Genomic DNA, 12,040 nt, shown 5'->3' on the forward strand with positions numbered 1-12,040 from the left:
GTCAATTGTTTTATCGACCATCAACTTAATTAATCGACAAAAAGAAAAAGGAGAGTTATACACCCTCCTTTTGACTTTTTAATGTATACTAAATCTTATTTTTTTACAATCTTCTTCACTTCCGATTTTCCATCAGAGCTTAACTGCAATAAATAAATTCCACTTTGTAAATCGCTAATGTTGATTTGTTTATTTTCTAAATTTCCGCCTTTAATTATTTTTCCATCAATTGTAAATAAATTGAAAGTAACATCACTGTAAGAATGATTAATATTCAACACATCTGAAGCTGGATTTGGATAAACCTTAAAGCTCAAACTTGTATTTTCAGGAACACTCAACGGCATTTCAACACCTTTGGCACTGAAGTTATTAAACGTTACTCGATCACCATTATCAAGTGTTAAATTATCACCATAAAAACGAAGTCTAACTTTAAAATTAGGATTGTTATTAGCAGCTACGATAGCAGAAAAATCAGTTTCAAACAATTGATAAGCGGCTGTTAATGGCATGGTTGGATTAGCTAATCCGGCATTTGTAAAAGTTGAACCATCCGTAGAATAGTCAATCACAATTCCTTCTGCCGCATTTTCATTTTTAGCTGCAAATCCGAAAACAATTTCTTCAAAACCTAACGTTGAAAAACTAAACACCATTGCATTTTCTAAACCTTCGTTTTGGAAAGGTTGTTTAATCTGTAAACCTCTCATATTAGCAGTAGCAAATGGCAAATCGTTATTTGCTTCCGGAATATAATTAATGTCTGTTGGACTATTTCTTCTTTCCATCGAAGCTTTTCTCCAGTTTGGATGAGTGTTATCAAATGGATAACCTACCAAACAAGACTCGTAACTTAAAACACCTTCTGTTCCTAGTTCAAAAGTAGAATTTAAAGCAGTTAGCGGTGTATCGTTTGTCACATTTCCATCCATCATCCAAAAATAAATTGGCTCTTGTGTTGCAGGAACTTCCGTTGGAATAAAATTGGCAGTAACCGAGAAATTTCCGGTTGGAGTATAGGTAATTTCTGCATCAGTACTATCCACATCGCCACTCCAATGACTGAAAGTAAAACCTTCTAACGGAATGGCTGTTAGTGTAACCGGAATATTGTGGAAATAAATTCCTGTCCACGGATACGGATTGGCCGAAACACCCGGAGTTTCAGATGTGATGTTAATGGTATTGATTTTTACATAACCATTTGTATCATCATTTACATCTAAAGTTGCATTAATATCATTTGAAATTCCAAACTTCGCACGAATGTGTTCTCTTTGAAAATCCGGTCTTTCCATTGCAAATGTTTCTAACACATTCTGACTTTCTAACCACCATGCAAAACTATACGGAGCAGCCCAACGATTGTATTGTTGTGCAATTTCAGGTTCAATTACAGCAGCAAATTGATTAGATAAATCAACCACTCTTTCCGGTAAAAAGAACGTGTTCATCATATCGGCAAAACGATTGATAAAACTTAATTCAAACGCTTCGTTTTCTAATAATCGTCTTAAAATTAATGTTGACCATTCTGGGTTTGGCCATTCAGGACCACCTGTTGCTGTAGCAAATTCTAACGTATTGTGATCGTTTACATCCAACATTAAACCAAAACCGGCATCAGTATCTTTTATAGCCGTTCTCCATCTACCATCGTTTCCATACGGAGCGGTAGGCTCATAAGCAGCCGTTTTCTTTCTCCAAAATAAAGTGTTCCATCCCGGCCAGTCGGTGTTTTGAACAAAAATATTGGTAATGAAATAATCTCTGAAATTTTCAACATCCATTTGAGTATTGATGTAATCATAATTTGCATTATCAACTAATGAATTATTTTCTAAATAGGAATACATAGCCAGAAAATGTTCATCACTTCCTTCATCTACCACATAAGCATCTGCTAAAATTTCAATATCTTCTTCAACAATTCCATATTTTCTTTCAAAATAATGTCTGTCTAAGCGTTCTCTGATATTCAACATTCCCCAATATTCTCCGTTTAAAAAGATAACAGATGGTTGATACGCTTGGTTATCTAAACCTGTTTTTTCAACTAATTCGTGTGTAAATGCATCTTTATAGTAGGTGTTAAAAAAGTCATTTCCGGAGTTTCTTAACACCAATCTTTTATAACTATCATATTCCTCATTAGGAAAAATAGGATAATTAAAAGAACCGGCACCTAATTCTGAACGAGCATACAATCGAAGTGATTTATGTTGAAAAGCTCTGGTTCCTCCACCATTGATTCTAATTCCAACTTGTTGATTTAACACTTCATTGCCATTTACAAAATAATTAAAATGACCAATTTGCTCCGTTAAATCTCCAGAGCGATCATAATTTGCCTCAGCATTAAACAAAGCTGGTGTATCAGGATTTTCTAAACGCCAGTTGTCAAAATCTTCACCGGCAACATATATTCCGTCATTATAATCAAAAAATTTATTTTCATCTAAACTGATTGAAATAACCGGAATTGAAAAACGACTTGTTCCTTGCGGAGAAACAAAATAACTTTGTGTAACAATATCACTTGTTAATGCTCCTGTTTTATAGGCTCTTGCACGCACAACAGTTCCTTTAAAGATATTGAAATCAGGAATATAATACGAAGGATCAGCATCATAAGTAGATGAAATTGTTGAAATATCATTTGGCTCACTAGTTCTGTCCACAATAGTCAATGGTGCAGAATACGACATAGATTGGAAACTTTTTGTTAAAAAGTTTTCCGATGGCAATTGACCAACTTCATACGGATATTCATTTTTATATTGGTAAGTTGTTCCTGCCAAATTATCGATAGTAGGATCAGAACCATCTGTGGTATAAACAATCGTTACTTCCGGATCCGGATGGCTGATTGTTAAACTAAAACTTTCTGTATAAAAACCTCCATTTACAGAAAAAGTAGGTGGCTCTAACACATCTGTATATCCGGTAGAACTATTATTAGTTGCACCCGGTGTTGGCACAGGAAAATAAACCATTGTTGCAGAACCATCTGTTTGCCTTCCGTAGGTAAAATTTTGCGGCAATATTACTTCTGCATAGCTATCCTCGATTTCACCATTTGGTTTGGTTAATGTAATTACTTCACCGCCTGCACTAATTTTAAAATTAGTATGCAACGGAAAATCGATATCGACTCTGTTTTTGCTTGAACACCAAACAAGTAAATGTTCTCCCGGTTCAATCCAATAAGCAGGAAAAACCCATTGATACGGATTAGAAGATAAATCTGTTAAACCATAACCTTCTAAATTAATGGCTTCCGTTCCGGTGTTATACAATTCTATCCAATCTTCATAACTCCCGTCATCGTCTGTAATTACTGTTGAGTTTGATGTAATAATTTCGTTAATCACAACATTTTGAGCACTTAACTGAAAAAAAGCTAAGATTAAAAATGTTAAGAAAGTAATTTTTTTCATAATTTGAGAACATTAAATTTTAATCGAAATTAAACAAGAAATTAACATTGAAGAAACATTCTCGTTATATTACAGTTAATTGTCGTTAAACTACAGAAAAACATTTTTTTGTAAACTCATCTTCTCTAAAAGATGTCAATTTGTTGATAAACTACCTTTTTAGTTGAAAAATTCTAAAAATATTAGCCGTTGTTTAACGAAAAATTAGAAGACTAATAATTACTTTTGTGTGCTTAAAACTGAACTCGTTTCAGTTGCTTTAACAACACACATTTACCCCTTAGAAAATAAATGAAAACAGATGCATTTGCTTTAAGACATTTAGGTCCACGTGAAAGCGACTTAAATCACATGTTTAAAACCATTGGAGTTGAAAGTTTTGATCAACTTATTTTTGAAACTATTCCCGATGACATTCGATTAAAAAAAGACTTAGAATTAGATCCTGCCATGACCGAGTATGAGTATTTAACTCACATTCAAGAATTAGGCAAAAAAAATAAAGTATTTAAATCCTACATTGGTTTGGGGTATCATCCAACCATTATTCCGGCAGTAATTCAACGAAACATTTTTGAAAATCCGGGTTGGTACACTGCTTACACACCTTATCAAGCTGAAATTGCCCAAGGAAGATTAGAAGCCATCTTGAATTTTCAAACCACTGTTATTGAACTTAGCGGAATGGAAATTGCCAATGCTTCATTGTTAGACGAAGGTACTGCCGCTGCAGAAGCAATGGCTCTTTTGTTTGATGTTCGTTCGCGTGATCAAAAGAAAAACAACGTGAATAAATTTTTTGTTTCCGAAGAAATTTTGCCACAAACTTTATCTGTTCTTCAAACACGTTCTACACCAATTGGAGTGGAATTAGTAGTTGGAAACCATGAAAACTTCGACTTTTCATCAGAGTTTTTTGGAGCCATCCTTCAATATCCGGGAAAATTTGGTCAAGTGCACGACTATGCCGGATTTATTGCAAAAGCTAAATCAAACGAAATTAAAGTGGCTGTAGCCGCCGATATTTTATCGTTAGTAAAATTAACCTCTCCCGGAGAAATGGGTGCCGATGTTGTTGTAGGAACAACCCAACGTTTCGGAATCCCGATGGGCTACGGAGGTCCACACGCTGCCTTTTTTGCCACCAAAGAAGAATACAAACGCTCTATGCCGGGTAGAATTATCGGTGTAACAATTGATACCAACGGAAACCGTGCGTTACGCATGGCATTGCAAACACGTGAGCAACACATTAAACGTGAAAAAGCAACTTCCAACATTTGTACGGCTCAAGTTTTATTGGCCGTTATGGCCGGAATGTATGCCGTGTATCACGGACCAAAAGGCTTACAATATATTGCTAATAAAGTACACGCTTCGGCTGTAACACTAACAGAAGCATTAAATAAAATTGGCGTTTATCAAACCAATTCAGCTTTTTTTGACACCATTTCCGTAAAAGCAGATGCTTCTAAAGTAAAAGCAATTGCCGAAAAACACGAGGTGAATTTTTATTATGTTGATGCAGAAACAATATCTATTTCTTTAAACGAAACAACTTCTGTTAAAGATATCAATCAAATTATTTCCATTTTTGCAGAAGCAGTTGGCAAAGACAATGTAGCAATTAGTCAGTTAGCCAATGAGTCAATGGTTCCAGAAAACTTACAAAGAAAGTCTGCTTTCTTGCAACACGAAGTTTTTAACAACCATCATTCTGAATCGCAATTGATGCGATATATCAAAAAATTAGAACGCAAAGATTTATCGTTAAATCATTCGATGATTTCGCTGGGTTCTTGCACAATGAAATTAAATGCTGCTGCCGAAATGTTGCCGTTATCAATGGCAAACTGGAACAGCATTCACCCTTTTGCCCCAATTGAACAAGCAGAAGGTTATCAAATCATGCTTAAAAAATTAGAACACCAGTTAAATGTTGTTACCGGTTTTCAAGGAACAACGTTGCAACCTAACTCTGGTGCTCAAGGCGAATATGCCGGATTAATGGCAATTCGTGCCTATCATCTTTCTCGCGGAGACAACCACAGAAATGTGTGTTTAATTCCGGCTTCTGCACACGGAACAAATCCGGCTTCTGCGGCTATGGCAGGCATGGAAATTATTGTGACCAAAACCATGGAAAACGGTAATATTGATGTAGATGATTTAAGAGAAAAAGCCATTCAACACGCAGCCAACTTGTCTTGTTTAATGGTGACCTATCCATCTACTCATGGTGTTTTTGAAAGTGCCATTCGCCAAATCACTAAAATTATTCATGACAATGGTGGTTTAGTATATATGGATGGTGCCAACATGAATGCCCAAGTAGGACTAACCAATCCGGCTACCATTGGTGCAGATGTTTGTCATTTAAACCTACACAAAACATTTGCTATTCCGCATGGTGGTGGAGGTCCGGGTGTTGGACCAATTTGTGTGAACGAAAAATTAGTACCCTTTTTGCCTACCAACCCAATCATACCTACAGGAGGAGACCAAGCCATTACTGCCATTTCTGCTGCACCTTATGGTTCGGCATTAGTATGTTTAATTTCGTATGGCTACATCACGATGTTGGGTGCAGAAGGATTAAAAAGTGCTACACAATTTGCTATTTTGAACGCCAATTATATGAAAGCTCGCTTAGAACAACATTACCCAATTTTATATTCGGGCGAAATGGGAAGAGCGGCTCACGAAATGATTTTAGATTGCAGAGCGTTTGAAGAAAAAGGCATCAAAGTAACAGATATTGCCAAACGTTTAATGGATTATGGATTCCATGCTCCAACAGTTTCTTTTCCGGTGGCAGGAACATTGATGGTTGAACCTACTGAATCTGAAGATTTAGCCGAATTAGATCGTTTTTGCGAAGCCATGATTTCGATTAGAAAAGAAATTGAAACATCTACAAAAGAAGACACCAATAATATATTGCGAAATGCACCGCACACATTGGCAATGCTAACCACCGACTCATGGACTTTTCCTTACACAAGAGAACAAGCCGCTTTTCCGTTGGATTATATTGCAGAAAACAAATTTTGGCCAACCGTTCGTCGTGTAGATGAAGCATATGGCGATAGAAATTTGGTTTGTAGCTGTGCTCCTATTGAGGCGTATATGTAAAAAAGTGATTAGTGAATAGTCCTAAGTGATTAGTCCTAAGTAAACAGTTTAAGGTTTCAAATTGATTTTGAAACCTTTTTCTTTTTTAAAAAAAATAAAATGAAACAGCTTTTGATACTTGATTCAAGTAACTTTGTATTCCAATAGTAATCAGAAATGAAAGACATCCTAACTCAAGACGATTTATATATCATAGTAGACGAATTCTACAAAAAACTCTTAGCTGATGAACGAATCAGTTATATATTTACCGATGTGGTGAAGATAAAAATAGAAGAACATTTGCCTATTTTGGTGACGTTTTGGTCGCAAGGCATTTTAGGCACGGGTGGTTATACAAAAAACCTCACGCAAATACATTTAGACATTAACGAGAAAGAATATTTATCACCGGAACTTTTCACAATTTGGCTCACGCATTTTAACAAAAGTGTTGACGAAAACTTTAAAGGCGAAAAAGCAGAGAAAATTAAAACCCAAGCTCTAAGTATCGCCACTATTATGCAAATAAAGATATCTCAAAAAAAGAGCTAAAAATTAAGAGTAGTTTAATTTTTATTCTATAAATCTGTATAATCCATAATAATCATCACAAGAACAGTTATATCATATATTTTTACGTTTATTATTGATAATTTCGCTCTCTATACCATAATAAAATATGAATATCAAAATAACCGGGTCAGGAAGCTACATTCCAACGCAAACGGTAACTAATTTAGATTTTGCCCAACACCAATTTCTTAATAGCGACGGCACACCGTTTTTGCAACCCAATGAAGTTGTTGCCGAAAAATTTTTAGAAATCACCGGAATTCAAGAACGAAGATATGTTACCGATGATTTGTTAACGTCTGATATTGCATTTATAGCCGCTCAAAAAGCTATCGCAGATGCAAAAATTGACCCTGAAACATTAGATTACATCATTTTTGCCCATAACTTTGGTAACGTTAAAAAAGGAGCCATTCAAGCCGATTTGTTACCCAGTTTAGCCTCACGCGTAAAGCACAGTTTGCGAATTAAAAACCCAAAATGTGTGGCCTACGATGTGCTTTTTGGTTGCCCCGGTTGGATAGAAGGAATCATCCAAGCACAAGCATTCATGAAAGCCGGAATGGCCAAAAAATGCCTTGTTATTGGTGCCGAAACCCTCTCTCGTGTGGTAGACAGACACGACCGCGACAGCATGATTTATTCTGACGGTGCAGGAGCAACAATTCTGGAAGCAACCGATGAAGAAGGCGGAATTCTAGCACATGCCACTGCAACATTTACGCACGACGAAGCCTATTATCTCTATTTTGGCGATTCTTTCAACAAAACGCATGACCCAAACGTTCGTTATATCAAAATGCACGGACGTAAAATATATGAATTTGCCTTGAGTCAAGTGCCAAAAGCTATGAAAGAATGCTTGGATGAAAGCGGAATTTCGATTCACGACGTAAAAAAAATCCTCATTCATCAAGCCAACGAAAAAATGGACGAAGCCATCATCGATCGCTTTTTCAAACTCTATAAATTGCCCACACCAGAAAACATCATGCCAATGAGCATTCATCATCTTGGCAATTCCAGTGTGGCAACCATCCCAACTTTGTATGATTTATTGTTAAAAGGTCAACTCGAAAACCAATCGGTAAACAAAGGCGACATCGTCATTTTTGCCTCGGTAGGTTCCGGAATGAACATCAACGCATTTGTTTATAAAATGTAATTTTTCAGGAGCTAATCCTGCTTTCCGTTACAAGCTTGTTTGCAAAAACTGTTTTTTCTAAGCCGCCCCAAGAGCTCCCAAGGTCGCTTTGGGTCAGCAAGAAAAAATCAGTTTTTGCTGCACAAGGCTTTTCACTTCAATCAGGGCTATATCGTGCCAACATCAAATTATTTAGTACATTTGTGACACGAAAAACAAACCATGTACGAAAAAACATTTCCCAACAAACGATTCAAAATCACCCTTGAATTTCTGGAAAAACACCTTTCAAAATCAGAAACCATCCTCGATTTAGGTGTAGAAAATCCGTTTTCAACCATCATGAAAGAAAATGGTTTTTCCGTTAAAAACACTACTGGCGAAGATTTAGACAACGACCAATCAGCACTACTTAACGAAAATTATTCCACCATAACCGCTTTTGAAATTTTCGAACATTTACTCAATCCATATACCGTTTTACAAAATGTAAAATGCGATAAACTATTTATTTCCATTCCGCTACGACTGTGGTTTTCATCAGCCTACCGAAGCAAAACAGATAAATGGGATCGCCATTACCACGAATTTGAAGACTGGCAACTCGATTGGCTGTTAGAAAAAAACGGATTTAAAATTGTAGATAGTGTGAAGTTTACGCATCCTACCAACAAAATTGGGTTTCGTCCTATATTAAGGTATTTTACGAATCGGTATTATTTGGTTTACGCGGAGAAGGTTGAGGGTAGAAATTAGAATTCAGAAGTTAGAAATTAGAGAATGAAGTTTTACATAGTTATACCAACATACAACGAAGAAAAATTTATTTCACTCACTTTACAGTCGATTGTGGAACAAACGGTTTTGCCTTCCAAAGTGGTGGTGGTGAATGATGGTTCAACAGATAAAACGGAAGAAATTATACAATCATTTGTAGAAAAATATTCATTTATTACATTGGTAAACAAGACTTCCGAAGCGATTCATCTTCCTGGAAGTAAAGTGATTCAAGCGTTCAACAAAGGATTAGAAACTTTGGATGACAACTATGATTTTATTGTTAAAGCCGATGCAGATTTGATTTTTCCTTCCAATTATTTTGAAACAATTATCAATCATTTTCAAACCGATTCAACAATCGGAATGGTCGGCGGATTTGCTTACATAGAACAAAATGGTGAATGGTTTTTAGAAAATCTAACCGACAAAGACCACATTCGCGGTGCATTTAAAGCCTACCGAAAAGCCTGTTTTGAACAAATTGGCGGATTAAAACCAGCTATGGGCTGGGACACCGTAGACGAATTGCTTTGTAAATTCTATAACTGGAAAGTAATTACTGATAAATCATTACAAGTCAAACACCTCAAACCTACCGGAGCCAATTATAACCAAGCCGCACGCTTTAAACAAGGCGAAGCTTTTTATAGTTTAGGATATGGATTTTGGATTACTGCAATTGCTTCGTTAAAATTGGCTCTGCACAAGAAAAAGCCTTTCTTGTTTTTCGATTATCTTCAAGGTTTTTGGAAAGCAAAATCGGCAAAAAAGCCATTTTTGGTCACTTCGGAACAAGCGAAATTCATTCGTAATTATCGATGGGAGAAAATGAAAGAGAAGATTTTTTAATATTATTTATTTTTTGAAGGATTTTGTCGAGTATCGAAAACTCGATTGATATAAATTTTATCTTTTCCATCTCGATAAGTAATTTTACAATGATGGACAATTAGTTTTCTGTAATCTCTTTTTAGATAAAAAAAAACTTCATCAATGCTTCCTATTTCGGAAAAGTTATAGTTTACGTTTTCTAAAATTTCAGTTTCTTTTTTAATTCTTAAAGCTATTTCAATTGCCTTGTTGAAACCGTATAACTTACTATTAAATCGTGTTATTTTTTCCAAATCTTTTACAGCACGACTGGTCCAAAAGACTTGTTTAACTATTCTTTCCAACTTTTAATAATTGATTCAACTTCATCCAAACTATGAATTTTTCCTTGTTTAATATCCTTCTCAGAATCATTAATCATCATTTCTTGTTCCTTCATTTTCAAGAAAGATTTTGTAAATGCATAAAATTCTGAAACAAGAGAATTATCTGCTTCATCAATTATTTTATGTAATTCATTTTTAAGTTCAATCACTTTCATTCTATAGCTTTTTGATAGTAACAAAGTTAATAAAATATTTCAATTCAATCATAGTAATAGGTTGCACGATAAAACCGAAACTTTTTCCTATTTTTGCTTCATGCTAAAAATGCTTACACATATAGGAAAATATTTCCTGATGATAAAAGAGGTTTTCAACAAACCCCTCAAGTGGAGTGCGATGAAGACGTTAATCTTTAAAGAAATTGATGATTTAATTATTGGTTCTTTGGGAATTGTTGCGTTTATTTCCTTTTTTGTGGGAGGTGTTGTTTCCATTCAAACGGCATTAAACCTAACGAATCCGTTAATTCCAAAATACCTGATTGGTTTTGCCACAAGACAATCGGTTATTCTGGAATTTGCACCAACTTTTATTTCCATCATCATGGCCGGAAAAGTGGGTTCATTTATCACTTCAAGTATAGGAACCATGCGTGTTACCGAGCAAATTGACGCCTTGGAAGTTATGGGTGTAAATTCGTTAAACTATTTGGTTTTTCCTAAAATAATAGCCCTTCTACTCTATCCTTTTGTAATTGGAATTAGTATGTTTTTAGGTGTTTTTGGTGGTTGGATGGCCGGAGTTTACGGTGGTTTTACTTCGAGTGATGAATTTATTATGGGACTACAAACAGAATTTATTCCTTTTCATATTGCGTATGCCTTTATAAAAACGATGGTTTTTGCCATAATTTTAGCAACTATTCCTTCCTATCACGGCTACTACATGAAAGGTGGTGCTTTAGAAGTTGGTAAAGCCAGTACTGTTTCGTTTGTTTGGTCTTCGGTGGCAATAATTTTGTCAAATTATATTTTAACCCAATTATTGTTGAGCAAATGATAGAGATTAAAAACATAGAAAAATCATTTGGTGATACAAAAGTTTTAAAAGGAATTTCTTCTGTTTTTGAAACGGGAAAGACCAATTTAATTATTGGGCAAAGTGGTTCCGGAAAAACGGTTTTACTTAAAACATTATTAGGGATTCATTCACCTGATTCGGGAACAATTTCATTTGATGGAAGAATATATTCAGAATTAACTGCTGATGAAAAAAGAGCTTTACGTACAGAAATCGGAATGGTTTTTCAAGGAAGTGCTTTGTTTGACAGCATGACCGTGGAAGAGAATGTTGGTTTTCCTTTGAAAATGTTTACTAAACAAACACCAAAAGAAATTCAGGAACGCGTGGATTTTGTTTTAAAAAGAGTGAATTTAGTTGATGCTCATAAAAAGAAACCTTCAGAAATTTCGGGTGGTATGCAAAAAAGGGTTGCCATTGCAAGAGCAATTGTAAACAAACCAAAATATCTATTTTGTGACGAGCCCAACTCAGGATTAGATCCAAAAACAGCGATTGTTATTGATAATTTGATTAGAGAAATTACAGAAGAATACGACATTACAACCGTAATCAATACCCACGACATGAACTCTGTAATGGAAATTGGCGAAAAAATCATCTTTCTCAAAGAGGGAATTCTAGCTTGGGAAGGAACAAAAAAAGACATCTTCAAAACAGATAATGAAGCTATTGTTGACTTTGTCTATTCTTCTAATCTGTTTAAAAAAATTAGAAAAGCTCAGAATAAAGGAGATCATTAATAA

The 12,040-nt window shown here is 35.2% G+C and carries 10 protein-coding genes; 7 read left to right on the top strand and 3 right to left on the bottom strand.

Features of this window, described 5'->3' with window-relative positions; genetic code table 11:
* Positions 1 to 95 precede the first annotated feature (95 nt).
* Positions 96 to 3,443 (bottom strand): CotH kinase family protein, encoded by a 3,348-nt coding sequence (locus AC23MC_RS01650; protein ID WP_487566690.1) that lies wholly within the window; start codon positions 3,441 to 3,443, stop codon positions 96 to 98.
* 291 nt (positions 3,444 to 3,734) lie between these two features.
* On the opposite strand from AC23MC_RS01650, the gene gcvP reads away from it, so the two are divergent.
* From gcvP to AC23MC_RS01675, 5 genes are all read left to right on the top strand, one after another.
* A complete protein-coding gene (gene gcvP, locus AC23MC_RS01655) occupies positions 3,735 to 6,578 on the top strand; it encodes an aminomethyl-transferring glycine dehydrogenase (protein ID WP_487566691.1) in 2,844 nt (947 codons plus the stop codon).
* Between the two features lie 156 nt (positions 6,579 to 6,734).
* Positions 6,735 to 7,112 carry a group III truncated hemoglobin gene (locus AC23MC_RS01660; RefSeq protein ID WP_487566692.1) on the top strand — a complete coding sequence of 126 codons (378 nt, stop codon included), beginning with the start codon at positions 6,735 to 6,737 and terminating at the stop codon, positions 7,110 to 7,112.
* Positions 7,113 to 7,239: 127 nt separating this feature from the next.
* Positions 7,240 to 8,298, top strand: coding sequence for a 3-oxoacyl-ACP synthase III family protein (locus AC23MC_RS01665; RefSeq protein WP_487566693.1), 1,059 nt, complete (start codon positions 7,240 to 7,242; stop codon positions 8,296 to 8,298).
* Between the two features lie 201 nt (positions 8,299 to 8,499).
* Positions 8,500 to 9,033 (top strand): class I SAM-dependent methyltransferase, encoded by a 534-nt coding sequence (locus AC23MC_RS01670; protein ID WP_487566694.1) that lies wholly within the window; start codon positions 8,500 to 8,502, stop codon positions 9,031 to 9,033.
* 24 nt (positions 9,034 to 9,057) lie between these two features.
* The gene (locus AC23MC_RS01675) at positions 9,058 to 9,906 is read left to right on the top strand and encodes a glycosyltransferase family 2 protein (RefSeq protein ID WP_487566695.1); all 849 of its coding nucleotides are present in this window, start codon (positions 9,058 to 9,060) and stop codon (positions 9,904 to 9,906) included.
* A 2-nt stretch (positions 9,907 to 9,908) separates the two neighbouring features.
* On the opposite strand, the gene AC23MC_RS01680 is transcribed toward AC23MC_RS01675, so the two are convergent.
* Positions 9,909 to 10,232 carry a type II toxin-antitoxin system RelE/ParE family toxin gene (locus AC23MC_RS01680; RefSeq protein ID WP_487566696.1) on the bottom strand — a complete coding sequence of 108 codons (324 nt, stop codon included), beginning with the start codon at positions 10,230 to 10,232 and terminating at the stop codon, positions 9,909 to 9,911.
* Positions 10,220 to 10,429: a hypothetical protein gene (locus AC23MC_RS01685; protein WP_487566697.1), complete on the bottom strand. Its 210-nt coding sequence runs from the start codon at positions 10,427 to 10,429 to the stop codon at positions 10,220 to 10,222. The genes AC23MC_RS01680 and AC23MC_RS01685 overlap by 13 nt, the downstream gene beginning before the upstream one ends.
* Before the next feature lie 100 nt (positions 10,430 to 10,529).
* Between AC23MC_RS01685 and AC23MC_RS01690 the strand changes: the two genes are divergently transcribed.
* Both AC23MC_RS01690 and AC23MC_RS01695 read left to right on the top strand, forming a co-directional pair.
* Positions 10,530 to 11,273, top strand: a complete 744-nt coding sequence (locus tag AC23MC_RS01690) for an MlaE family ABC transporter permease (RefSeq protein WP_487566698.1) — start codon at positions 10,530 to 10,532, stop codon at positions 11,271 to 11,273.
* Complete coding sequence (locus AC23MC_RS01695; protein ID WP_487566699.1) at positions 11,270 to 12,037, top strand: ABC transporter ATP-binding protein; 768 nt, start codon at positions 11,270 to 11,272, stop codon at positions 12,035 to 12,037. Before AC23MC_RS01690 ends, AC23MC_RS01695 begins: the two co-directional genes overlap by 4 nt.
* Positions 12,038 to 12,040: the final 3 nt, after the last annotated feature.

It is taken from the genome of Flavobacterium sp. T50_26 (assembly GCF_057652995.1).